Annotated in this window: 20 protein-coding genes; 8 read left to right on the forward strand and 12 right to left on the reverse strand. The window is 71.2% G+C overall.

Translation table 11 applies throughout. From position 1 onward, the window contains the following. Positions 1 to 66 precede the first annotated feature (66 nt). From A6A25_RS41200 to A6A25_RS41230, 7 genes are all read right to left on the reverse strand, one after another. Positions 67 to 654, reverse strand: coding sequence for a TetR/AcrR family transcriptional regulator (locus A6A25_RS41200; RefSeq protein ID WP_073899962.1), 588 nt, complete (start codon positions 652 to 654; stop codon positions 67 to 69). An 89-nt stretch (positions 655 to 743) separates the two neighbouring features. After that, entirely contained in the window at positions 744 to 1,733 is a 990-nt protein-coding gene (locus A6A25_RS41205) for a carotenoid oxygenase family protein (RefSeq protein WP_083669092.1), read from the reverse strand. A gap of 849 nt (positions 1,734 to 2,582) precedes the next feature. Beyond that, entirely contained in the window at positions 2,583 to 4,190 is a 1,608-nt protein-coding gene (locus A6A25_RS41210) for an acyl-CoA carboxylase subunit beta (RefSeq protein ID WP_443217083.1), read from the reverse strand. Beyond that, positions 4,187 to 5,194: an SDR family NAD(P)-dependent oxidoreductase gene (locus A6A25_RS41215; protein WP_073899966.1), complete on the reverse strand. Its 1,008-nt coding sequence runs from the start codon at positions 5,192 to 5,194 to the stop codon at positions 4,187 to 4,189. The genes A6A25_RS41210 and A6A25_RS41215 overlap by 4 nt, the downstream gene beginning before the upstream one ends. A gap of 36 nt (positions 5,195 to 5,230) precedes the next feature. Beyond that, complete coding sequence (locus A6A25_RS41220) at positions 5,231 to 5,737, reverse strand: flavin reductase family protein (RefSeq protein ID WP_073899968.1); 507 nt, start codon at positions 5,735 to 5,737, stop codon at positions 5,231 to 5,233. Continuing rightward, entirely contained in the window at positions 5,734 to 6,192 is a 459-nt protein-coding gene (locus tag A6A25_RS41225; RefSeq protein ID WP_073899970.1) for an acyl-CoA thioesterase, read from the reverse strand. Before A6A25_RS41225 ends, A6A25_RS41220 begins: the two co-directional genes overlap by 4 nt. A 1-nt stretch (position 6,193) precedes the next feature. Then, positions 6,194 to 11,944: a type I polyketide synthase gene (locus A6A25_RS41230; RefSeq protein WP_073899973.1), complete on the reverse strand. Its 5,751-nt coding sequence runs from the start codon at positions 11,942 to 11,944 to the stop codon at positions 6,194 to 6,196. 437 nt (positions 11,945 to 12,381) lie between these two features. Here A6A25_RS41230 and A6A25_RS41235 point away from each other — a divergent pair, with 437 nt between their 5' ends. From A6A25_RS41235 to A6A25_RS41245, 3 genes are all read left to right on the forward strand, one after another. Next, positions 12,382 to 13,365: a hypothetical protein gene (locus A6A25_RS41235; protein WP_241829199.1), complete on the forward strand. Its 984-nt coding sequence runs from the start codon at positions 12,382 to 12,384 to the stop codon at positions 13,363 to 13,365. A 25-nt stretch (positions 13,366 to 13,390) separates the two neighbouring features. Next, positions 13,391 to 14,455 (forward strand): cobalamin-independent methionine synthase II family protein, encoded by a 1,065-nt coding sequence (locus A6A25_RS41240; protein WP_073899975.1) that lies wholly within the window; start codon positions 13,391 to 13,393, stop codon positions 14,453 to 14,455. A gap of 198 nt (positions 14,456 to 14,653) precedes the next feature. Further along, entirely contained in the window at positions 14,654 to 15,721 is a 1,068-nt protein-coding gene (locus tag A6A25_RS41245; protein ID WP_073899977.1) for a carboxymuconolactone decarboxylase family protein, read from the forward strand. Here A6A25_RS41245 and A6A25_RS41250 read toward each other — a convergent pair. Together A6A25_RS41250 and A6A25_RS45145 are read right to left on the reverse strand one after the other, a co-directional pair. Then, complete coding sequence (locus A6A25_RS41250; protein ID WP_083669093.1) at positions 15,718 to 16,482, reverse strand: helix-turn-helix transcriptional regulator; 765 nt, start codon at positions 16,480 to 16,482, stop codon at positions 15,718 to 15,720. The genes A6A25_RS41245 and A6A25_RS41250 overlap by 4 nt on opposite strands. Positions 16,483 to 16,622: 140 nt before the next feature. Continuing rightward, positions 16,623 to 17,411 carry a helix-turn-helix domain-containing protein gene (locus A6A25_RS45145; RefSeq protein ID WP_198933049.1) on the reverse strand — a complete coding sequence of 263 codons (789 nt, stop codon included), beginning with the start codon at positions 17,409 to 17,411 and terminating at the stop codon, positions 16,623 to 16,625. 797 nt (positions 17,412 to 18,208) lie between these two features. On the opposite strand from A6A25_RS45145, the gene A6A25_RS41260 reads away from it, so the two are divergent. Then, positions 18,209 to 18,901, forward strand: coding sequence for a TetR/AcrR family transcriptional regulator (locus tag A6A25_RS41260; protein ID WP_073900246.1), 693 nt, complete (start codon positions 18,209 to 18,211; stop codon positions 18,899 to 18,901). Here A6A25_RS41260 and A6A25_RS41265 read toward each other — a convergent pair. Both A6A25_RS41265 and A6A25_RS41270 read right to left on the reverse strand, forming a co-directional pair. Further along, positions 18,888 to 19,208 carry a maleylpyruvate isomerase N-terminal domain-containing protein gene (locus A6A25_RS41265; protein WP_073899981.1) on the reverse strand — a complete coding sequence of 107 codons (321 nt, stop codon included), beginning with the start codon at positions 19,206 to 19,208 and terminating at the stop codon, positions 18,888 to 18,890. The two genes, A6A25_RS41260 and A6A25_RS41265, sit on opposite strands and share 14 nt — an antisense overlap. Before the next feature lie 126 nt (positions 19,209 to 19,334). Then, positions 19,335 to 20,084 carry an AraC family transcriptional regulator gene (locus A6A25_RS41270; RefSeq protein WP_338013256.1) on the reverse strand — a complete coding sequence of 250 codons (750 nt, stop codon included), beginning with the start codon at positions 20,082 to 20,084 and terminating at the stop codon, positions 19,335 to 19,337. A 1,208-nt stretch (positions 20,085 to 21,292) separates the two neighbouring features. On the opposite strand from A6A25_RS41270, the gene A6A25_RS41275 reads away from it, so the two are divergent. Continuing rightward, complete coding sequence (locus A6A25_RS41275; protein WP_073899985.1) at positions 21,293 to 21,856, forward strand: hypothetical protein; 564 nt, start codon at positions 21,293 to 21,295, stop codon at positions 21,854 to 21,856. Between the two features lie 4 nt (positions 21,857 to 21,860). Continuing rightward, on the forward strand, positions 21,861 to 23,081 hold the full coding sequence (locus A6A25_RS41280) for a DUF6239 family natural product biosynthesis protein (RefSeq protein ID WP_073899987.1): 1,221 nt from the start codon (positions 21,861 to 21,863) through the stop codon (positions 23,079 to 23,081). Positions 23,082 to 23,123: 42 nt separating this feature from the next. On the opposite strand, the gene A6A25_RS41285 is transcribed toward A6A25_RS41280, so the two are convergent. Continuing rightward, a complete protein-coding gene (locus tag A6A25_RS41285) occupies positions 23,124 to 23,585 on the reverse strand; it encodes an Hsp20 family protein (protein ID WP_073899989.1) in 462 nt (153 codons plus the stop codon). A gap of 188 nt (positions 23,586 to 23,773) precedes the next feature. On the opposite strand from A6A25_RS41285, the gene A6A25_RS45150 reads away from it, so the two are divergent. Then, positions 23,774 to 23,941 (forward strand): hypothetical protein, encoded by a 168-nt coding sequence (locus A6A25_RS45150; RefSeq protein ID WP_198933050.1) that lies wholly within the window; start codon positions 23,774 to 23,776, stop codon positions 23,939 to 23,941. Positions 23,942 to 24,072: 131 nt separating this feature from the next. Beyond that, on the forward strand, positions 24,073 to 24,411 hold the full coding sequence (locus tag A6A25_RS41290; RefSeq protein ID WP_073899991.1) for a VOC family protein: 339 nt from the start codon (positions 24,073 to 24,075) through the stop codon (positions 24,409 to 24,411). The last annotated feature ends 78 nt before the right edge of the window (positions 24,412 to 24,489 follow it).

Here is a 24,489-nt window from a genome sequence, read left to right on the forward strand (position 1 = left end):
CCGGTGCGCGACGAGGGTGGTCGCCGGCAATTCCCGATATCGACCGGCGGTGTGGGCCGAACGGCGTCAGGTGCCGTTCGGCCGCGGTGCGGCGGCGGACAGGAGCCCTTCGACCAGGCCGCGTGCCCGTTGGGCGGGACCGTTCGCGCCGAACGACTGCGCCGACGCGTGCAGTCCCTCGAGGACGAGCACCAGGTGATCGGCCAACTCGGCCGGGTCCTCGACGCCGAGCGCGTCGGTCAGCTCGCGGATCCGTTCCCTGGTCCAGGACTTCGCCGCGAGGGCGTTGCGGTGGGCGGGCAGTTCGGGTTCGGGGAACTCGGCCAGCGCCATGTGGAACGCGCAGCCGCGGAACGTGCCGGAGGAGACCTCGGCGAAGATCGAGTCGAACACGGCCAGGATCCGGTCGCGCGGATCGGGACCCGCGCCCTCGGCCGCGGCGGTGAACCGTTCGCGGAAGTCGAGGTCGGCGCGCTCGACGTAGGCGCCGACGAGGTCGTCCTTCGAGGCGAACAGGCGGTAGAGGGTGGTGGGCGCGACACCGGCCTCGGCCGCGACGAGGTCGACGCCCGTGGCCCGGATACCTCTCGGGTAGAACAGGTTTCCCGCCACCCGCAGCACGTGGGACCGGGTCTCAGCAGCGGTACGTTGCACGGTTCCCCTCGCCGTCGCCCTGCCGGGATGGTTCCCCGAAGCCTACTCCCGCAACGGTGACCATCACCCCCCTAGATCGACTCGCTGTTTCAGCGGCGCGGGAGCCACGTGGCGTGCCGCGAAGCCGCGACCGCGAAGGGCAGCCGCACCACCGCGACCGGCGGACCGGCGAGGTCGGCCGCGTCCAGCACCAGCACCTCGTCACCCGCGACGGCGACGACCCAACCGTCACCCTCGTCCTCGCCGCGCGGCACGAACACCGGCTGGACCGGCGTGACGCCGACCTCGCGGCGCCACGTGCAGCCCAGCGCCACGTCGTGGCGGACGATCGCGGTGCCCGCCGTGCCGAACACGAAGCGGTGGCGGCGGCCCGCGAAGCGCTCGTCCACCGTGCCGACGTCCATCGCGGGCAGGTCGATGCGGCGCACGCCGCCGGTGGCGAGGTCGAGCACGTGGCGGCGCAGCACGCCCGGCGCCCAGATGGCGTCCACGACCACGCGGCCGAGGTCTTCGTAGACGTTGACCAGGGACCGCACCTCGCCGTCACCGACCTCGAACCAGTCCGGCCGGCCGTAGGCGAGCAGGCCGACGCGCGCGGGACCGGCGGCGGGCCCGGAGTACGGGTCGCGCAGGCCGACCAGGTCCGCCGCGCGGCTGTAGTACGGGGCGGAGTCGAAGACGACCACGAAACGCCCCGTCACCCCGACCGCGCGCATCCGGGGCGCGCCGTCGAGCGGGAACGGCTCGGCGCGCAGCACTTCGCCGTCGGGGCTCAGGGTGACGTGCTCGGCGTACCCGAGGTCAGGGTGGGACATCGCGGTGTGCCAGACCTCGCCGTCGAAGACTGGGCGGGCCATCGTGGCGCCGGAGGGCCGGTCCGCCGCCACGAGCACCGCCGGCCGCGGCCCCCGGTACCACTGCGCACCACCGGGCCCGAGCCGGACACCGGAGACACCGAACTTGCCGGACCAGACGAGGGCACCGTCCAGCTCGCCGGGCAGCACACCACGCACGACCAGTGTTTCCGCGACCTCCCGCACCGACGCGACCACGCCCACCACCTCGTCCCCGCATTCCATAACACTGTCTTACTACTATTTATAGCGGCGTTATGGAACCAAGTCAAGGCGCGGTCGAGCCAGGGCTGAACTGGGCCGGGCTGGGCTGGGCGAGGGCAAGGGCGAAAGATCAAAAGCGTCCTCGCCGGACGGGCAGATCAGCAGGATGACCTCCCGCTCGTTCCGTCTCGGTCTCGTTGCGTCGGGGATGTCCGGTTGCGTCGTGGTCCCGGGGTACGTGTCATCCCACCGACCTCCCTCCGGGCTACCACACGCGTCAAGAGGGCCCCGAAGTTGGAGTATCAGGCAACGCTCGCACGAGGCCCCCTTGACCCGTGCGGTAGGGCTACGCCAGGTCGGCGGAATGACACGAACCCCTCCCAATGAAAAGCGAGAGCAACGCCGCCGCACCCGCCCCGGGCCCGCTCGACCCCGCGCTCGCCGGCGACCCCCGCGCGCTGTGCAACGAGCACGTCCTTCTCCCCAATAGGAGGGCTTCGTGTCATCCCGCCGACCTGGCGCAGCCTTACCGCACGTGTCAAGGGCGGCGCGTCCACCTTTGCCCGCTACTTCACTGGGACCTCGCGCCGCCCTTGACACGTGCGGTAACCCGGAGGGAGGTCGGTGGGATGACACGGAGTCCGGGACCACCAACCCAACCGGAGTTCCCAACCCAACAAGACCGAGACGGGACCGGGGGATGTCATCCTGCTGATCTGCCCGTCCGGCGAGGACGCTTTTGATCTTTGGTCTTTCAAGCTTTTCAGGGCTTTCAAGCTTCTACGCCAACACCCACACCGCCGCGCCGGCCCCCGGACACGACAACGGCACCTCACCGCGAGGCGAGGTGCCGTTGTGGCAGCACGACCGTTACAGCGGCACGTTGCCGTGCTTGCGGGCCGGTGTGCGGCGGCGTTTGTCGCACAGCATGGCCAGGCCCCGGGCGACGGCGGAACGCGTGTGGGATGGGTCGATGACGTCGTCCACCAATCCCCGCTCCGCCGCGTAGTACGGGTGGACCAGTTGCTCCGCGTACTCGGCCAGCAGCTCGGCCCGCAAGGCGTCGGGATCGGCGGCAGCGGCCAGTTCTTTGCGGAAGATGACGTTCACGGCGCCTTCCGCGCCCATCACCGCGATCTCGTTGGTCGGCCAGGCCAGGGACAGGTCCGTGCCGATCGACCTCGAATCCATCACGATGTACGCGCCGCCGTACGCCTTCCGCACGATCACCTGGATCCGCGGCACGGAGGCCTCGCAGTAGGCGTAGAGCAGCTTCGCACCGTGCCGGATGACGCCCGAGTGCTCCTGCGCGGTCCCCGGCAGGAAGCCGGGAACGTCCACAAGGGACACCAGCGGGATGCCGAACGCGTCGCAGAACCGCACGAACCGCGCGGCCTTCTGGGAGGCCTCGATGTCCAGCACGCCCGCGAACACCATCGGCTGGTTGCCGACCATGCCCACGACCGCGCCGTCGATCCGCCCGAACGCCACCACGACGTTGCGCGCCCACCCCGCGTGGACTTCGAGGAACTCCCCGTCGTCCACCAGTTCCTCGATCAACACCCGCATGTCGTAGGGCTTGTTCGGCTCCACGGGCACGATCGAGGCGAACCCGGGCCGCACGTCGTCCACCGCACCCACCGGCGCGTGAGCCGGCGGCGGTTCCAGGTTGTTCGACGGCAGCATGGACACCAGGTAGCGCACGTCCTCCAGGCACGACTCCTCGTCGTCGTGCACGAACGACGCCACGCCGGACAGCTCGCCGTGCACCGTCGCACCGCCCAGCTCGTCGTGCGTCACCTTCTCCCCCGACACCGCCTGCACGACGTCGGGACCGGTCAGGTACATCTGCGCCGTGCCGCGCACCATGAACGTGAAGTCCGCCAACGCGGGCGAGTACGCGGCGCCGCCCGCGGACGGGCCGAGCACCACGGCGATCTGCGGTATGACGCCGGAGGCGGCGACCTGGCGGCGGAAGATGCCGCCGTAGCCGTGCAGCGCCAGCACGCCTTCCTGGATGCGGGCGCCGCCGCTGTCGTGCAGGGCGACGATCGGCGAGCCGGTGGCCACGGCGTGGTCCATCACCTTCTGGATCTTCGCCGCGTGCGCCTGGCCGAGCGAACCGCCGAAGATGGTGAAGTCCTGCGCGTAGACGAACACGCGCCGCCCGTCGATGGTGCCCGAACCGGCCACCACGCCGTCGGTGTGCGGCCGGTGCTCGGACACCTTCAACCCGTGCGCCTGGTGCCGCCGGTACAGGTCGATCTCGGTGAACGAACCCGGGTCCAGCAGCAGGTCCAGGCGTTCCCGAGCGGTGCGCTTGCCGAGCGAGCGCTGGCGGCGCACGGCCTCGGCGTTGGACACCGCGCGGTCGCGCAGGTCGTCGTTGCGCTCGCGCAACAGCTCCATCGTGCGCGGTGGCAGCTCGGGCCGGAGGTCCGGGTGCCCGTTGACGCGGTCGATCCCTGACGTGGTCATCGGCGGCCTGCCTGGCGATCGGTCACCGCACCGGTGTCGGCGAGCCACCGCACGGTGTCGGCGACCGTGTCGGCGAACGGACGGGGTTTGTGGCCGAGCGTGCTGGCGGCCGGGTCGACCCGGACCGCCGCGCCGACCGTGGCGATCGCCCCGTACTCGGCGGGGATGTGCCACGGCCAGGCGGGCTGCACCAGGTCGACGAACCGCCCGACGGGCGTCATCATCGCCGGGGGCAGGAAGGCCGCGGGCAACGCGCGCCCGGTGGCCTCCCGCACCCCGTCGACGTACTCCCGCGTGGTCAGGTAGTGCCCGGGACCGAAGTGCCGCCCAGTCACGTCCGGGGACAGCAGCGCCACGTGCAGCGCCGCCGTGTCCCGCACGTCGCCGATCTGCAGCCCGCCGGCGGGCCACAGCGGCATGATGCCGCGCAACGTGTTGCGCAGCCGCTCGACCTGGTCGCCGAGCTTCGGGTCGTGCGGCCCGAGGAGGGCCGGTGGGTAGCTCACGACCACCGGCGCCCCCTCGTCCTGGTGCCGCCGCGCGATGGCCTCCGACGCGGCCTTGGTCGCCGCGTACGGCTCGCGGGTCGTGCCGACCGGCGAGTTCTCGCGGATGACCCGCACACCGGGCCCGAACAGCGCCGCGATGCTCGACACGTGGACCACGCGCCCCACACCGGCACGGCGGGCGGCGCCGAGCACCACCTCCGTGCCGTGTGCGTTGGTGCGCAGCATCTCCTGCCGCTTGCGCCGGTCGAAGGAGTACACCGAGGCGGCGTGGACCACGGCGTCCGCGCCGCGCACCGCCTCGGTGACCGACCGCTCGTCGGTCACGTCCCCGACGACGACGTCCAGCGCGTCGGGTGGCACCTCCAACGCTCGCGTCGCGGTGTCCACCGCGTTCGCGTCCCGGACCAGCAGGCGGACCCGGTGGCCGGCGCGCACGAGCTCCGCCACCGTGTGCGAGCCGACGAAACCGGTACCTCCGGTGACGGTCACCAGCATGTGCACTCCCTCCCGAAGCGTGCGGGCTTCGACGTCTCAGATCCGGTGGAACGCGCTGCCGTAGAACAACAGCGCCTCCGAACCACCACCGCGGCTGCAGCTGAGCACCTGGCCGACGAAGATGGTGTGGTCACCACCGTCGTAGAACTGCACCAGCTCGCACTCCAGCCAGGCCAGCGACCCGGTGAGCAGCGGCGCGCCGCTGTGCGGTCCCTCCATCCAGTCGACCGCGTCGAACTGCTCCGGCCCGAGCGGTCGGCGCTTGTCGGCGAAGTACTTGGCGGTGTCCCGCTGGTCCGCGCCCATGATCGACACGCCGAACCGCTTGGTGGTGCCGATCGCCTCGTGCATCACCGCGGAGCGGGAGATGCAGCACAGTACCAGCGGCGGGTCCAGCGAGACCGACGTGAACGCGTTCGCCGTCATGCCGTGCGCGTGCTCGCCACCGACCGTCAACACCGTGACCCCGGTCGCGAACAGGGACATGGCGTCCCGCAACGAGGTCTCCTCCATCGTGGGTGCCGCCTCGTACATGTCCGTCATCCCCCCAGCCCGGCGCGGGCCAGCACCGGGGTCTCGGCGTAGGGCGCGAGCGCCTTGCGCAGGTCGTCGGGCACCCGGGAGGGCACCGTGTTGGTGTTCGGGCCGCGCATGCACGCGATCCGCTGCCTGCCCTTGGCGACCAGGAGTTCCTGGCCGTCGGTGACCTTGACGTAGTCGAACGCGAACTGGATCTGGGTCTGGGTCAGCTCCTCCAGCCGCATCCGCACCGACAGCTCGTCGAAGAGCGTGATCTCGGAGAAGAACTCGCACTCCACCTTGAGGGTGAACAGCTTGAGGTCGTCCTGGAGGTCCCGCAGCACGCTCGGCGCGTTCTCCTTGAGGAACATCTCCCGGCAGCGGCCCTGCCACCGCAGGTAGTTCACGTAGTACACGTTGCCGACGAGGTTGGTCTCCTCGAAGCCGACCGTGTGGCGGATCTCGTAGTAGTTCGACACGTCAGTCCTCCTTGCCCACGAGCACCGCGAACACCACCGGCTCGACCCGGTCGACGATCGTGGTGACCCAGGTGGCGACCTTGGCGTCGCCGGTCGACAGCACGGCCCAGCCGTCCGGGTGGACCCGGTCGACCGTCAGCGCCTGCGTGGTGGAACCGGTCTTGCGCAGGCACTCCAGAGCACTCCAGACCCGCGTGCCCGAGACGGCGGCCGTCTCGCCGGCCTCGGTGGTGAGCAGGTCGCGCACGGCGATCAGGTCCTCGCCGAGCAGGGCGGCCCAGTCCTCTTCGGGCCGGGCCACGGCTTCCTCCACGTCCACGCCGATCGTGCCGCCCGCCGCGGCCACGGCGAACGTGACGCCCGCGCTGTGCGACGCGGACACCTCGGCGCCGTCGACCTCCGGCTTGCCGTCGGGCCGGTAGCGCACCTCGACGGGCCGGTCCAGCGCCCGGCCGAGCGCGAGCGCGGTCTGCGCGCGGCGTTCCGGCTTCACGTCGGTCGGGTCGGGCTCCACGACGACCGCGCGGCTGCCGCCCAGGACCCGCTCCAGCGAGCGCTCCAGGTACGAGCCGAGCATGGTCGGCGTCCACGGTCCGGCGCCGTCGCGCTTGCGCACGGCCCGCAGCACCAGCCCTTCCCACCGCTCGACGAGCCGGCCCTCGGGGTCGCGCACGTCGATGTCGTAGGTGTAGCTGTCGCCGTCCTGCGACCGCTCGCGGGCGTCCAGCACCACGTACTGGGCCAGTTGGTCGACCGGCGCGGCCAGGTAGAGCCGCTCCACGCTCTGCGGCAGCAGCGTGGCGTCGGGGACGCAGCACTGGATGGCGTGCATCATCACGTCCCGCGTGCCCGGGTCGGCGAGCATCCGGTCCTGCGGCAGGAACGGGGCGAACCAGGAGGCGACGGACGTGGTGGCGACCTCGGCCACCGCGTGCCGCGCGCTCGCCCGCCGGTAGCCCTGCAGCCGCTGGAACCGCTTGCCCTGGAACAGGACGCTGCCGTACAGCTCGGTGACCGGGTCGACCGGCACGAGCGGCAGCACGGGCGCGCCGTCGACCACGTCGCCCGGGATCTCCGGCCGCGGGAACCGCAGGCGGGCCCGGAAGTGGTCGGCGGAGAACCCGGTGTCCTCGGCCCGGATGGCCACATCCACCGTCTCGGCGTCCCGGGCCAGCGCGGCGATCCGCACGGTCAGCGAGCCGCCCGGCCGCACGACCACCGGCCGCAGGAACTCGACGCCTTCCAGCATCGGCGGCGCGTCGTGCCCGGTGAGGGCACCGGCCACCTGGGTCATGGCCTCCATGCCGATCACGGCCGGGAACAGCAGGTCGCCTTCGAGCAGGTGGTCGCCGAGGTACGGGTCGCTGCCGTCGGACAGGTCGGCCTCGGTGACCAGCTCCACCGCCGGGTAGTGCACCAGGACGCGGTCCACGAACCGGGCCAGCGGCAGCTCGGTGCTCGCCAGCTCCAGCGTCGGCAGGCCCGCGGCACGGCCGGAGACCACCAGCACGGGGCCCGCGGTCGGGTCGGCCAGCACCTCGCGGAGCACCGCGATGCCCGCTTCGGTGGAGATCGGCGTGATGCCGTCGCGCATCAGCGCCTCGACCACGCCCAGCCGCTCGCCCATGCCCGCGCCGGACCAGACCGACCACTCCAGGGCGAGCACCCGCGCCCGCGGGTGCTTCACGCCGAAGTCGACGGTCAGCTCGGACATCCAGTCGTTGGCGGTGGAGTAGTGCGCCTCACCGCGCAGACCCGCCCGGCCGATGATGCTGCCGAACGTGACCAGGAGCTTGATCCGCTCCGGGTCCACGGCGTCGAGCACCGCCCGCAATCCGGAGATCTTCGGTGCCAGCGTGGCGTGGAAGTCCTCTTCGGACAGTCCGGTCAACGCCTTGGGCTCGTTGCGGCCCGCGCCGTGCAGCACCGCGGTCACCTCGCCCAGCTCGGCGCGGAACCGCTCGACGGCGGCGGCGATCTGCTCGGCGGAGGTCACGTCGGCCCGCTCGTAGCGGTGGGTGATGCCCGCCGCGGTCATCCGGGCCAGGTTGGCCGCCAGCTCGGGGTCGGCGGCGGGGTCGGCCCGGCCGATCAGCGCCAGGGACGCGCCCGAGTCGCCTGCCATCGCGATGGCGCACTCGGCCGTGATGCCCTTGCCGCCACCGGTCACCAGCAGCACGTCACCGGAGTCCAGCGGAGTGCCTTCCCCCTGGCCGGACACCGCCCGCAACACCGGCACGGTCCGCACGCCGTCGGCGTCGTACCGCACCTGCGAGAAGTCGGTCGTGGCCGCCACCTCGGCCGCCACCCGGCGCACCGCGTCGGTGTCGTCCGCCAAGTCGACCAGCGTCACCGGGATGTGCGGCGCCTCCAGGTGCAGCGTGCGCGCCAGGCCCGACGCGCCCAGCTTGTGCTGCACGACCGCGAGCCTGCGACCGGACGCCAGCACGTCGCGCGCCGCCTCCAGGAACAGGCCGACGTGCGCGTCACCGCCCTCCGGCGGCAGCAGCAGGAGCACGCCGTCGCCCGGCAGCCCGGCCTTCAGCGGCTCGGCCAGCGGGTGGCCTTCGGGGGCGTGCACGGTCCACTCCCCCACCGGACCCGGCTTGGCCGCCACCAGCTCGCGCTCGACGTGCTCGACCAGGAACGGCCGCACCCACGGCGCCACACCCGGCACCTCGCCGTTGTCGCGTTCCTCGGCGTGCGCGGTGTCGGCCAGGTTGTCGATCAGCTCGGCCAGCTCGCCCATCCGCACGGTGGCGAAGTTGGTCGTGCCCTCCAGGGCCGGGCGGCCCAGGCTGCGGGTGACCTCGTTGACCAGCTGGCCGACCGTGATCGAGCTCAGGTGCAGGTCGTCCAGCGGGTGGGTGTCCGCGGTGATGGCCTCCAGCGGCAGCTCGACCCGCTGCGCGGCCAGCCGGCGCAGCAGCTCCAGCGTGGACTCGCCGTCGGAGCCCGCGGCGGCCTGCGACGCCGTCTTGGCGGGCGCCGCGGCGGTCTCGGCGGTGAGCAGGCTCGCGTCGAGGGCCGGAGCCGTCTCGCACGGGCTGGCCAGGAACGTCATCGAGCCGTCCAGCGGCAGGTCGCGCGCCACCCGGTCGCCGAACAGGGCTTTCGTGCGGACCGGCGTGCCCAGCACGTGCGCGGCGGCGACGACGGTCAGCAGCGACGTGAGCGACCCGCTGTCGGTGTCCACCGAGAGCGCCGCCTTGTCGGGCGCGATCTCCTCCAGCAGGCCGGTGAGCACGCGGCCGGGGCCGACCTCGACGACCAGGTCCGCGATGGCGGCGGCCTTGGCCACGGCCTCGTGGAACCGGACCGGGAGGGTGATCTGGTCGCGCAGCAGCGTGCGCAGGTCGGCGCCCGCGTCGAGCACTTCGCCGGTGACGGTGGAGAGCACCGGGCGGATCAGCCTGCCGAAGTCGAAGTCGACCAGCCGCTCGGCCATGGCGTCAGCCGCCGGGGACACCAGCGGCGAGTGGAACGCGTGGGAGACGTTGATGCGGGTGGCCTGCACGCCCGCCGCCCGTGCCACCGCGACCACCCGGTCCACGGCCTCGGCCGGGCCGGACAGCACGGTCTGCTTCGGGCCGTTGTAGCCCGCGATCACGACGTCCTCGCCGGCCGCCAGCTCCAGCGCCCGCTCGGGCGTCGCGCCCAGGCCCGCCATCGCGCCGCCGCCCTGGCTCGCGCTCGCCATCACGCGACCGCGTTCGGCGGCCAGCGACAGCACCCGGTTGGCGTTGAGCGCGCCACCCCAGTGCACGGCGGTCAGCTCGCCGAGGCTGTGCCCGACGGCCGTGCTCGCCTCGATGCCCAGCTCCCGCAGCACCTTCAGCGCGGCCAGCGAACCGGCGACGATGCGCGGCTGCGCGACCTCCGTGGCGACCTGGTCGCCGTCGGTGGGCAGGCCCGCGGCGGCGAAGACCTCCTCGGCCACCGGGAAGCGGCGGCGGATGGCGCCGACCGCACCCCGACCGGAGCCCTGGCCCGGGAACAGGAACGCCAGCCGCGGCGCGTCGGCCCGGTCGTCCAGGAACACGCCGTCGGCCGCGTCGAACAGGGTGCCGCCCTCGCTCACCGCGACCATCAGCTTCGCGACCTTGCGCTCGGCCTCCTCGGGCGTGCGGGCCACGACCGCGCAGCGCAGCGACGCGTCGGTGAGCCGTGCCGCCAGGGCCGAGGCCAGGTCACCCAGCTCCGCGAACGCCAACTTCGGCAGCAGCGCGCCCACCTCGGCCACGCGGTCCTTCAACGTCGTGCGGTCCGGCGCGTCGAACAACAGCACCTCGACGTCCTGGCGACCGGCGACCAACGCCTTCGTGCGGGCGTCGATGTGCTCGCGACGGGTCGCGTCGGGCGCGGCCTCCAGCGCGATGTGGGTGTTGATGCCGCCGAAGCCCATGGCCGACACGCCGGCGCGCACCGGGCGGTCCTCCGGCCACAGCTCGGCCTCCGACGGGACGTACATGACGGCGTTGTCGGCGGTCAGCTTCGGGTGCGGGTCGAAGTGCCCGGTGCCCGGCGGGATGACCTGGTGGTGCACGGCGAGGGCGGCCTTGATCAGCCCGGCGACGCCCGCCGCGGCCTTGGTGTGCCCGAAGTTGCCCTTGACGGTGCTCAGCGCGGCGGGCCTGGCGTGCGGGTCGGCGGCGCGGCGGGCCGAGGACAGCGCCTCGATCTCGGTCTCGTCGCCCAACGCCGTGCCGGTGCCGTGGCCCTCGAAGTAGGACACGGTCTCCAGGCCGTAGCCGGCGCGGCCGTAGGCGCGGTGCAGGGCCAGGCGGTGGCCGTCGGCCTCGGGGCGGGTGATGCCGCCCTTGCCGTCCGACGAGACGCCCCAGCCCGCGATCGTGGCGTAGATGCGCATGTCCTTGGCCAGCGCGTCCTCCTCGCGCATCAGCACCAGGGAACCCGCGCCCTCGCCCGGCCAGAAGCCGTTCGAGTTCTTGTCGTAGACCTTCATCACGTCCTTGGCCAGCGCGCCGGTCTTGGCGAAGCCGATGACCTCGAACGGGTCGATGGACAGGTCGACGCCGCCCGCGATGGCCACGTCCATGTCGCCCTCGACCAGCGACTTGGCGGCCGTGGCGACCGACAGCAGCGACGACGAGCACGCGCCGTCGACGGTGTAGCCGCCGCCGCGCAGGTCGAAGAAGTTGCAGATGCGGCCCGCGATGGTGTTGGCCAGACCACCCGCCAGGGTGTCCTCGTCGATTTCCGGGAACGGGGCCTTGTAGTCGACCTCCAGCTCGCGCAGGAAGCCCGCGACCTCCTCCTCGGGCCAGCCCTTGGCGGTCAGCGCCGCGGCGACCGTGCGCCGCACGTAGGGCCAGCGCAGCCGCATCACGTTCGCGCGGGAGAACTCACCGGTGAGGCTGTTGCCCAGCACCACGCCGGTGCTCTGCTTGGGCAGGCCCTCGGCGTCGGGGAATCCCGCGTCGGCCAGCGCCTGGGAGGTCACGTCGAGTGCCAGCCAGTGCGTCATGTCCGTGGAGCGGAACGTGCTGCCGGCCACGCGGTAGCGAACCCGGTCGAACTCGAAGTCGCGCAGCACCGCCGCCATCTTGGCGTAGAAGCGGTCCGGTGCTTCGGGGTTGGGGTCGTAGTAGTCCGCCTGGTTCATCCGCTCGTCGGGCAGCCTGCGGAAGGCCCGACGACCGGCCAGGACGTTCTCCCACAGTTCCCCGGTGGAACCGGCATCGGGGTAGCGCAGGCCGATGCCGACGATTGCGATCCGCTCACTGCTCATGCTTTCACCGTCTTTGAGGACATCGGGGCTGAATGGTCCGAAAATGCGGCCGCACCACAAAATGACAAAGGCACGGCACTGGGAAAAATGTGTGCAACGTAAATACTGCACGATCACCCGACGACGTTGCTTCTCCGATTTTGCCCAGCTGACCTGCACTTTTCCATAACAGCGTGATTCGAATTCTCCGGCCACCGGCGGGGCACGTCGTACCGCCGCCCGGACCGCCGCGCTCCGCCCTTCGCCGACGGCCGACCCGCGGGCTCGCCGGACCACACGACCGGGCCACCGGCGACAAGGGCCGTTCGGCCCAGCAGGTGCGCACGACGGAAGAAGGAATCTATCCATAACACTGGGATGCTTTGCGGGCCACCACCACGGTCACCGGCAGCAGCGCTCCACGTCCGCCGGCCCGCATCGCTCCGGAGAGGGATCACATGGCGCGCACCGGAAGCAACCACCTCCACCAGCTGGAGTCACCCACCGCGGTCGTGGGCACGTCCTCGTTCGTCAACGGCCACTTCCCGCGCCGGCGCGGGCTCATCGTCCTGCTCAGCTCGATCGCGGGCTTCCTGCTGACCGTGGTGTGGTCCGCTCACTTCGTCGACTCCGTCATCGGCGACAGCGTGGCCAACACCCTCCTGGGCCACGACGCCAAGGAGACGCCGATCCAGGGCATCGCGGCGGGCATCGCGTTCGCGTTCGTCAGCGGCATCGCGGGCACGTTCACCGCGTGCAACATCGCCGCGTTCGGCGCCGTCGCGCCCATGCTCGGCGCCACCGGGTCGCGCTGGGCGAAGCTGGTCGCCACGCTGAAGCCGATCGGGTGGTTGTCGGTCGGCATGATCCCGGTGTCCGCGCTCTACGGCGTGCTGGTCGGCATCATCGGCACGCGGATGCCTCAGTTCGCCACCGGGCCGACCGCGCCGGGCGAGCTGAGCAGCCGCAGCATCCAGTCGTTGATCGTGTTCGGCGTCATCGGGCTGGTCATGGTGTACCTGGGCCTCGCGGCGCTCGGCCTGGTGCGCGACCCGTTCCGCAAGATCGCCCAGCGGTTCCCGAACGCCCCGATGGTGTTCATGGGCGTGTTGATCGGCGGGTTCCTGATCGGTCGCCCGTTCGGGTTATTCCGGCAGATGTTCCGTGACGCGGCGGAGAGCCACAACCTCCTGTACGGCGCAGCCGCGTTCACCCTGCAGTCGGTCGGCAACATCGTCATCATGGCCCTACTGTTCCTCGCGCTGGCGTACTTCACCGGCGGCCGGTTGCAGCGGTGGCTCTCCGCCAAACCGAGCAGGATCGCCACCGTCACGGCCGTCGCGCTGATCGTCGCCGGCGTTTTCACCTTCATGTACTGGGACATCAGGCTGCTGGCCCGACGGGAGATCATCCCGTGGTACCCGACGGCTCCGTGGGCCTGACGCGGCGAGAGGAACGACAGCGACCATGGGCATCCAGACCGAACCGATCGGCAGCGTCCCGCGTCCCGCCGAGCTCCTGCGGGGCTTCGAGGACTTCGCGGCGGGTCGCATCGACGACGCCGCGCTGCGCGTGCTGACCGAGAAGGCGTTGGCGGACACGGTCAGCCGGTTCGAGGCCGCCGGTTCGCCGGTGGTCACCGACGGCGAGCAGGACAAACCGAGCTTCCTGACCTACCCGGTGGCGGGCATCACCGACCTCGCGCCGAGCGGACCGGTGGTGCCGTTCGCCGACGGCCACACGCGTCAGCTGCCCGTGCTGACCAGCGGGCCGTTCCGCTACGCCGCGCGCGCCGTCGACCAGCTGCGCGCCGCACAGCGGCTCACGTCGCGGCCGGTGAAGCAGGCGGTGATCGCGCCGTCGGCGCTGAGCCTGCTCTACCCGGCCGACGGCATCGAGGGCTACCCGCGTGAACAGTTCCTCGCGGACCTCGCCGACGAGGCCGAGGCCGACATCCGCGCCTGCCTGGACGAGGGCGCGGCCGTAGTGCAGCTGGACTTCACCGAAGGACGGCTGTCGCTCAAGCTCGACCCGTCGGGCGGGCTGCTGAGCGACTTCGTGGCGCTCAACAACGAGGTGCTGGGCCGGTTCTCCGCCGAGGAGCGGGCCAGGATCGGCGTCCACACGTGCCCCGGTGGCGACCAGGACTCGACGCACAGCGCGGACGTCGACTACGCCGGCTTGCTGCCGCAGCTGTTCCGCCTCAAGGCCGGCCGGTTCTACGTGCAGTTGGCGAGCGAGCCCGACCCCGGCCGGGTGCTCGCGATCATCGCCGAGCACCTGCCAGCCGACGCGCGGGTGTTCGTCGGCGTGACCGATCCGATCGACCCCCGGGTGGAGACGCCCGAGGAGGTGCGCGACCGGGTGCTGGAAGCGGCCCGGTTCATCCCCGTGGACCGGTTGGGCACCTGCGACGACTGCGGGTTCGCGCCGTTCGCCGACGACACCTCCACCTCCCGTGACACGGCGTTCGCCAAGATCGCCGCCCGCGTCGAGGGCACGAAGCTCGCCTCGGCGGAATTGGGTCTCTGAACCGCGATTCCACGACGTCGGGACCGCCGCGATCAGCGGGTGTCCCGGCGTCGTGCCGTGCGCGTCCACAACGGACTTCCCTGTCAGCGAACGCCGACAGCAACCTGCGAGAAGAGAAAAGCAGTCACGTAACGCTGTAATGCATACCGAGGCCGGTTCTGCCCGATCCACGACGCGCCGGCGGAGGAGCCGATCCCGATGCGAGCGAAACTGGTGCGGGCCGGCCTGCGCGGCCTGTCCACGTCGCAGGTGCGACAGGTGCGCGCGGTGCGCTACGGCGCGGCCGACGCGGACGTGGCCCGGGTGTACCGGGAACTGGAGCGCGATTTCGGCGTCCTCGCGCCGCCGATCGCGCTGCACGCGTCCGCACCCGACGTGCTGGCGGCGAGCTGGCTGGTGCTGCGCGAGACGCTGCTCGTGCCCGGCGCGGTGCCGCGTGAGCGGAAGGAAGCGGTCGCCACCGCCGTGTCGGAGACCAACGACTGCCCGTTCTGCGTCTCGATGCACTCGTCGATGCTGATCGACCTGGTGGGTTACCGCGACGGCTCGATCCCGGAGCCGGCGGCGCGTGCCGCCGCCGAGTGGGCGACCGCGAACGCGACCCCGGGCGGGGCGGCCGGGCACCCGGTGCCGTTCGGGGTCGGTCAGGCGCCGGAGATGGTCGGCACGGCGGTGCTGCTGCAGTACCTCAACCGGATGGTGAACATCTTCCTGGGCGAGCTGCCGTTTCCGCCGGGTGCGCCGGCCGCCGCGATGCCCGTCGTGCGCCGGGTGCTGGTGTGGCTGATCAAGTCGGCCGAGCGGCGCGGGCCGCGTCCGGGAGCCTCGCTCGACCTGCTGCCCGACGCACCGCTGCCCGCGGACCTGAAGTGGGCCGAGGGCAACGAGGCGATCGCCGGTGCGTACGCGCGTGCCGCGGCCGCGATCGAGGCGGCCGGTCGCCGTTCGGTGGCCGACGGGGTGCGCTCGCTCGTGCTGGAGCACGTGGCGCGGTGGGACGGCAGGCCGATGGGCGTGAGCCGGGCGTGGGTGGAGGACGCGATCGCCGTGCTGCCCGCGGACCAGCGGCACTCCGGGCGGCTGGCACTGCTCACGGCACTGGCGTCCTACCAGATCGACCAGACCGTGCTGGACCGCTTCCGGGCGGGGCAGCCGGACGACCAGTCGCTGGTCGACCTGACGTCGTGGTCGAGCCTGGCCGCCGCCCGTCGCGTGGGCAGCTGGATGAGGTTCCGCGCGGAAGGTGCCCTCCCGCCCGTCGGCTAACGGGGTGACGGCACGGCCAGTCGGACGTCGGGCGCTGTGCGCGCGTCCAGTTCGGGCAGCGCGAGCAGGATCGGCAGGTCCAGCGGCGACGCCGGCCTGGTTTCGATGTGCGCCTCCGCGGTGCGGCCCGCCCGCACGGAGGACGCCTCGGCGCCGACGAACAACGGCCGCCGCTTCGACGGGTTCGGGTCGAGGTCGTCGAGCGCGACCACGGCGGCACGGAGGTAGAACCGGCCCTCCGGCACCGTCTCCAGCCGATAGGGTCCCGCGCCGTCACGGATGGCGCACGCGACCGGGACCCCCTGGGCGATCGGGTCCTTGAACGCACCGACGTACACCCGCACGGACGTCCCGGTCTCCGGCACGTCGACCCACCCCGCCACCGAACCGGCCTGGGTGCCGCACGCGGCGCCGGGGAACGACGACGGCGCCAGGATGCCGCCGTGGGACAGCGCGCGGTAGCGGGCGGGCGGTACGCCGACGCTGCGGGTGAAGCGGCTGGTGAACGTGCCGAGGCTGTTGTAACCCACCATGTACGAGATCTCGGTGACGCTCAACGACGTCTCCAGCAGCAGTTGCTTGGCCTTGGTGAGCCGGATCGCGGTGAGGAACCGGCCGGGCGAGGTGCCGGTCAGGGTTCGGAAGACCCGGGAGAAGTAGAACTTGCTCAATATCGCGGTGTCCGCCAGGTCGGCCAGTGAAAGCGGCTCGTGGTAACGGCTCCACATGGTGTCGATCGCACGCTCTACCGCGCTCTGCACAACTGTTCCTCCATTCCACTCGCCGAAGCGGTCACCGCGAGCACCCCGGCTCCCGGACAACGGTCTGGCGAACCTCCCGATGCGATCTGTCGGCTACGAGCGGCCGTTCGTCCGAGAATGCGCTGCCCGGGTCGGCGGGTCTACTTCGCGCTTGCGGTGCGGGGCACGGGCTCGAACAGCGCCTGCCGACGACCCGCGCCGACCACCACCGGCGCCTGCACCCGATCGCGGATCCGGACGCCGACCCTCAGGTCCTGCCCCGCGCCGACGGGGATCGCGTGACCCACTCCCCCGGCGAACCCCGGGTCGGAACACGCGTGCCCACTGCGCCGCGCGACCGCGACACACCGGGTGGCCGTGGCGTCGACTACCAGCTCCGGGCCGCGCGAGTCCCCGACCAGCGTGCTCGACACCGGCGTGCCGCGCGGGATCCGGTCGTCGATCAGACCCACGGTGACCTCGCACGGGTCGTCCCCCGCCGGCACCTCCAGCGTGCCGACCACCGAGCCGCTGCCACCGAACCGGGGCGTCGGCATGGCGTCGACCCCGAGCGAGCTGGTCTCCAGCGGGTTGTCGAAGTCGGGCAGCGCGACGGCCGCGAGCAGACCGCTGACCTCGGGGTTGCGGTACTGGGTCGGCGAGAGGCCGACCGCACGGGTGAACCTGGTGGTGAACGTGCCGACGCTGCTGTACCCGATGACGGAGACGATGTCCGACACGTTCATCCACGTGGTCAGCAGCAACCGTTTCGCCTCGAATAATCGGATGGCCGCCAGGTACCGGCCCGGCGGCACGCCGACGGCCGCGTGGAACATGCGCGAGAAGTGGAACGGACTGACCAGCGCGACGCCCGCGACATCGCGCAGCGTGAGTGGCTCGTAGTAATTCGTGCGCATCATCGTGATGGCGCGCTGAACGGCATCATGCACGGTCGTCACCTTTCGGTTGAAGTGCGATAGAATGAATCGCGACACGGCTCCGCCACAGCCGGACCACAGAGGAACCGACTGCTCGGAGCCCGAGAGAAAGCCACAACAGCGTGGCACGAAACCTGCACACATACTTTTTCGTGAATACGGCGGCTGTTACCCGGTGCCGATCTCCACCACCCCAGATGGCCTTTGTGCGGAGCCCCACAACTCCGCATCGCGAAGGACGCTAGCAGGACGGGGTGCCGCTGGTAATTACCCGGGAACCGTTACCGCAATATGTGAGACGGCCATCGGCCGCTGCGGGCAACCCGTACCACCGCGCGGAGTAGCGCTACGGCATCCGATCGTCGAGTTGTCCAGCTACGATCACGCTGAGTGACGAGTCCGGTCGGCCACTCGAGCGTCGGGAACAAGACCTCGACAGGACGATCCGACCGCCCCGGAGACCTTTCCCAGGACTGGATGAGCACGATCGAAGGCGTCGAACAAGGCGGTGCCGCCGATCGCCGACCCCGTGCCGCTCAGGTGCCCGGTGTCGACACCTCCGCCTGCCGGGCGGTGCGAGCCGGACGGCCGTCGCGACCGGTCCCGGACCGGCCATTCGCCCGGAATAGCGAATTGCAATTCGGCAGCCACGACAGACCCGGCCGATCCTGCGGAATTGCCCCGACCCGTGTGGTCGCCGGCGCCTTCACCGCGCCGTGACCCGGCTCGTGAGACCCGGGCGGACCTCCGGTTCGACTTTCGCATAACGTTGTTACACTACGATAACGGCGTTGTGCAACACTGTCAAGGTGAGTCCACGCAAGCTGGATCCCGAAACCCGCGCCGCACTCGTCGACATCGCGGCGAGGCTCCTGGCCGAGCACGGCGCCGAGGCGCTGTCGACCAGGAAGATCGCCGCCGAGGCGGGCACGTCCACCATGGCGGTCTACACGCACTTCGGCAGCATGAGCGGCCTGGTCCGGGAGATGGTGCACGAAGGCTTCGCGAGGCTGGAGCGCCAGTTCGCCAAGGTGCGCCGGACCGACGACCCGGTGGCGGACGTGGTCGTGCTCGGCTACGCCTACCGGCAGAACGCCAAGGCGAACTCGCACCTGTACGCGGTGATGTTCGGCGGGCAGTCGCTGGCCGGGTTCTCGCTCACCGAGGAGGACCGCCAGTACGGCCGGTACACGCTGAACACCGTCATCGACTGCGCCACCCGCTGCATCGAGGCGGGCCGGTTCCGCCAGGGCGACCCGCTGCCGATCGCGCACGAGATGTGGATCGCGACGCACGGCCTGGTCAACCTCGAACTCGGCGGCTACCTGATCGACCAGGTCGACGTCGACCGCTGCTACGACGGGATCCTCACCAGCCTGCTCGTCGGTGCCGGTGACGAGCCGCGGTCGGTGACGGCGTCGATGGCGGCGTCGAAGAGGCGCAGGCGGCGCGAGGTCGAGGCCGACCCGGAACCGGCGGAGGCGGTCGCTACCCGGCGCTGAGCACGTCACCCGGCTCGGTCGGGGCGGCGAACGGACCCCACGTGAACGCGGGCAGCCACCGGCTCGGGTCGCCGCTCCAGTCCAGCGCGGTGATCTGCTGATGGCTGCGGCGCCCGGTGAGCGTGCGGTGGAGGTCGTGCCGGGAGGCGGTGAGGGCGCTCACCGCGTTGTCGACCAGGTGCGCCACCAGGTCGCGGACCGTCCACTCCGGACAGGCGGGTACCCGCACGTCGACGGCGGCCTCCGGGTCGGCCAGCAGTGCCTTGACGTTCTCCCGGACGGTGCGGTACGCGATGTCGTCCGTCACCGCGCCCAGCTCTCTTCCGGCATCGGACCACGCTCCTCGTCATCGTCGTCGCTCCACTGTGGACCGACGCGGAGGGTCCGTCGCCCGATCAGGACGGCGGACCCTCCGATGTGCTCGTGCCGGCGGTCAGCCGGCGGCGCGGGCGTCCAAGGCGACGGTGCGGATGTACGGCAGTGCGAGCAGCACCGGCGGGTCGAGCGCGCCGATCGGGCGCAGGCTCAGGTCGACCTCCTGGACCCGGGCACCGGCCCGGACCGACACCGGGCCGCACGACGCCACGTTGAGCGTCTGGTCCTGGCCGTACGGCCCCGCCCCGAGCACCAACTCCCGCCCCACTGCCACGCAGTGCGCCAGCACGTGCCAGGTGCCGGCGGGCACGTTGGTGATGACGTACGGTCCCGGCCGGTGGAGCATGGTGCAGCGGACGGGCTTGCCCTGCGGGATCCGGTCCGGGAACACGCCGAGGAAGATGATTCCCGGCGAGCTCCCCGCGGGTGCGTGGACTTCCCCTTGCACGGTGGACGTGCGCAGGTCGGAACCGCGCCGGGTCAGGGGGATCGGCGGAGTCAACCCACCCAGTCGGCGGTAGGTCGTCGGTGAGACACCGACGTTGCTGCGGAACCTGGAGCTGAACGTGCCCACGCTCGTGTAACCCACCCGATGGCTGATGTCGGTGACGGCCAGTGAGGTGCACACGAGCAGCCGTTTGGCCTCCTGCAGCCGGATCGCGGCCAGGAATCGGCCCGGCGAGACACCCGTGACCCGCTGGAAAGCGCGGGAGAAGTGGAACTTGCTGTACATCGCGGTCCGGGCCATGTCGTCTATCGTGAACTGCTCACCCAGGTTCTGGTGCATGAAGTCGATGACACGGCCCACGGCTCTTTCAATTAAGTCCTCCACTACGACCCCCATTCGCAGATGTAATGGACGCGGAACTCACCACCTCGCCACGCGGACGATCCATCGAGCGACGATGACCCACACAGCGCCGCACCGAAACCCCCGGGTGAAACCCCCTCGGTGACTCTGGGTGCTGGAAGCTACCAGGGACGCAACAGCCCGCGCAAGGAGCGCAGACGTGGTCAACGAACACGTCCGGTGCGCGCACCCCCGCCGCCCGAATGATCTGGTGAACGTTCCTGGCCACTATTCCTGGTAACCGCGGAACAGGTATTCGGACATTTGCACCGGCTATTGATGCGCCTTTCGGGTGACGTCGGCGGCCGGACCCCGGCCCACCGAGGGGCCGCGCGGATGGGCCGGTACCAGACCCATCCGCGCGGTAGGCGGTCGCTCAGTCCGGGAAGGACGTGCAGGCCGCCGACGCGTTCCGCTCCTGCGGGCTGGGGGTCCCGCAGTGGGGGAGCCGGAACGCGGCATCGACACGGAACCCTGCCACCGCGGCTGCGCGCGGCAACGCTGGCTGGTACTTCGCGGTCACCGGCACCCCCCGGATCTCGGTCCGCAGACGACATCGTGACCACAACCTACCGAGGCTTGGTCCTAAAAAGCAACCACTGAGTTCTCTTTTCATACCTTCGCGCGCCGGACCGCCGGTCTTGGCGACCGGATGGAGGTACGCCGGCGGGCGCACGGACACGCGAGCGTTCAACCGGACGGCGACACCGCCACACCCCCTCGAACCGGTGGCGCGGCCGTGACTTACCCACCGGCGCGCACGTGGCCGTAACCATTCCTCACGAATGCGAAAGAGCACCCCCGCGTGGAATCACGATGATTCCTCGTCACCACGATTCAGCCGACCCGCCGAAAACTGCACGCCCTGGTCTGCCTAGCACACCGGGACAATCCGCGCTTCTTCCAGATTGCCCTGCCGTTTCCGCCCTCACCGAGCGTGACCGCAATCGTGAAGAGGAACGACGTATAGGAACGCTATACGTTCGACCGTGCGGGTTCCCGCACGACCCCTGGCGGGCCGGCCACCGTACCGACACCCGGACCGGTGAACTTCTCCACTATTGCGTAGTCCGCACGGAGGCGTTCTTGGCGCGCCGGAAACCCGTTAAGGTCGCTGGTCAGGGGGAAATTCGAGCCGATCAAGGCCGGCGCAGCAGGAGGAAACTGTGGTCGACACCCATGCCCATGCCCACGCGGTGGGCGGTCCGCTCAACACGACCCGGCACAAGCCCGCGCTCTACGCGTTCACGTTGATCGTCCTGGCGCACTGGGCCGAGCACATCACCCAGGCCGTGCAGATCTACGCCCTGGGCTGGCCGGTGCCCCAGGCCAAGGGCGCGCTGGGCCTGTGGTTCCCGTGGCTGGTCACGTCCGAGGTCATGCACTACGGCTACGCGCTGGTCATGCTCGTGTTCCTCTTCGCGCTGCGCAAGGGGTTCGTCGGCCGGTCGAAGACCTGGTGGACGGTCGCGCTCGGGCTGCAGTTCTGGCACCACATCGAGCACCTGTTGCTGATCATCCAGGCGTCCGCCGCGACGAACCTGCTCGGCAAGCCCGCGCCGACCAGCATCATCCAGCTGATCATCCCGCGGGTCGAGCTGCACCTGTTCTACAACACCGTGGTGTTCATCCCGATGGTGATCGCGATGGTGCTGCACCTGCGGCCGACGCCCGAGGAGCGCTCGCAGATGCACTGCACGTGCGCGGTCCCGGCCGGCGCGTCCGCCTGATCGCATGCACAACCACGACGCCGTCGGCCTGCCGCTCGGCTTCACCCTCCTCCGGCTGATCCTGCTCGGCGCGGTGACCGTGGTCGCGGGCTGGGCACTGGTCCGGCCGTTCGTGCCCGCGGCGTCGGGTCCGCTGACCCGGCGGGTGGTCACGGGGTCCGCCGGCATCGGTGGCGTCGTGGTGCTGCTCATCGCGGAGGCGACGTGGATGCCGTCGCTCGCCGCGGTGGCGTTGATCGGCCTGCTGGCCGTGCCACCCGCGCTGCGCGGCGCCCGGCCGGTGCTCGGCAGGCTCGTGGTGGCGGCTGCCGTCCTGGTGACGGTGGCCGCCGGCGCGTGGTTCTCCGGGCCGCCATCGTCGTTCGCCTACATCACGTTGATGGCGGCGTTCGTCGGGGTGTCCTGGCTCGCGCTGTGCCCGCCGACCGCGATGGTGCGGGTGGTCGGGGCGGCGCTGGGCGTGACCCTGTTGGCGGGCCTCGGGCAGGTGACGATCGCCGGGCAGCTCACCACCCCGGCCACCGGTGACCCGCTGCTGACCCGGGTGGCGCTCGGGCCCAGCCCGGTGGACGTGCTCGTGGTGCCGCACATGCCCGGCTGGAACATCGTGCACACCACCGACACCCCGCTGTCGGTGGGCAACGCGCCGAACGCCCTCGTGCCCGCCCTGCCGCGGGACGGCACGACCGGCCGGTGGGCGCTGGTGTGGCTGCCCGAAGGCCGCGGCGAGCTGTGGCTGGACCGGGCGGGCACGCGGACCACCGTCCCGGTGGACCCCGGCAAGGTGGCGTGGACCGGGCCGGACGTCCGCGGTCCGGAGGGTCCGGACTACGCGTCGGCGGTGTTGGCGGCGAAGCTGACCGGCAAGCGCGGCGACCTGCCGTGGCCCGCGCTGACCGACGCCGACGCCGAGGCGCTGCGCACACGGGTCGCGGCGATCGGCGGGCCGTTCACCGTCGTGACGGACGAGTCGCAGCGCGCGGCCGCGGCGGCGGAACTCGTGCGGGAGGAAGCCGCCCGGCGCGGTTACGCCATCACGCCCGGAACGTCGGAAGTCCTGGTGCTGGGCGGAACTCCACCCCCCGGTGCTCGGCACCACCCGGCACCGTGGCTGGTACCGCCGGACCTCATTACCCCCGAGGCACGCCGGTACGCGCAGGCGCTGTCGGCCGCCTTCCCCGGCGCCACACCGTCCCGCTCGGGTCTCACCGCCTGGTCCGGCTGACCCTCACCCTCGCAGCGGACCGCGTCCGTGACGTCGAAACCCTCACGGCGCAGGAGCAGCTGCCGGTGGAGCGTGGCCCGGTTGATGCCTCGTCGGCACCCGCACGACCACCATGCCGTCCGACAGCCACGCGTCGATCCGCTCCACGTCCACCGCCGCCGGGACGGTGGCGCAGTAGTAGTAGGTGCACGGCGAATCGGCCGGGCGCACCGTGATGCCGACCCGGTCACGCCTGATCGGCGTGCCGTCCCACCGCAGGTCCAGGTCGCGGACTTCCACCCGCACGTCACACGGTCGCACGTCCTCGATGAGGGTGGCGAAGAAGTACGCCTGCTCGGTCACCGCCACGTCCACCAGCAGCGGTCGGTCGTCGGCCGTCGCCAGGTCCCACTCCCGGCCCAGGTTGCGGCCGATCCTGTCCCACCACACGTCCATCTCGGTCACCGGATCCGTCCCGAGGTCCGCACCGAATTCCCGGCGCCGGACTGTCAGCCGCTCGACCACGACGCCACCTCTCCGTTTGTCGGGCCGTCACGAGGGGAAATACCCGGACCGGGTGACATCCATGCTCGGTCGATCGGGTGAACCCCTGCACCACTCACGGTGCGTACCGGCAGACGTGATTCGGCCGAACGCGCACGGGTACTCCAACCGTGTCCGGTCCCCGAGGGAGTTGTGGAGGAGGACCCGTCATGCACCGCGAGAGCGACAAGCACGGCCCGATCATGGACGACGAGCTCAAGCACGAACTGCAAGGCACCTTGCGCGGCAACCGCCCGAGCCGGGCCGAGGAGTGGCGCGACCCCGAACCACCCGCCGACGACGACGCGACCGCACCCGGCATCGACGAACCCCGTTGAGCCACCACCCACGGCCGGCGACCACCCCTCGGTCGCCGGCCGTCCTTTTCGGACGGCTGGGCTTGTTCATTGTTGCTCGATCCGGCGCAGGGCCGTTGACCTGCGAATGAGCCGTCGTTAGCGTCGATCGCGTGACCGCTGAACGCATCGCCCCCGTTGTGCCGACAGACGACCTCGCCGGCGCGGTCGAGCGGTGGTCGGCATTGCTCGGCGTGGCGCCAACCTTCGTCGATGGCGACCGCTGGGCCCAGTTCGACCTGGCGGCCGGGCGCCTCGCCCTGTCCGGCGCCGACCGGGTCCACGACGGCCCAGCCGTACTGGTCAAGGTGCCGGACCTGGACGAGGCCCGCGCCCGCGCCCAAGCCCTCGGCTTCCAGGTGGGCGACATCAGCACGGGCCCGCACGAACGACGTTGCGTCGCCATCGGCCCAGACGGCTACGCCGCGATCCTCCACAGCCCACTCAGCTGAGGCCCAGCGCCCCGACCCGAACGTTGAACTCAGGTGCTCTGAACGTAGGACACACGCGTTCTGGACGTAGGACACGCG

Origin of the sequence: Saccharothrix sp. CB00851, from assembly GCF_001905065.1 — a bacterium.
In the GTDB taxonomy this organism is placed as follows: Bacteria; Actinomycetota; Actinomycetes; order Mycobacteriales; family Pseudonocardiaceae; genus Actinosynnema.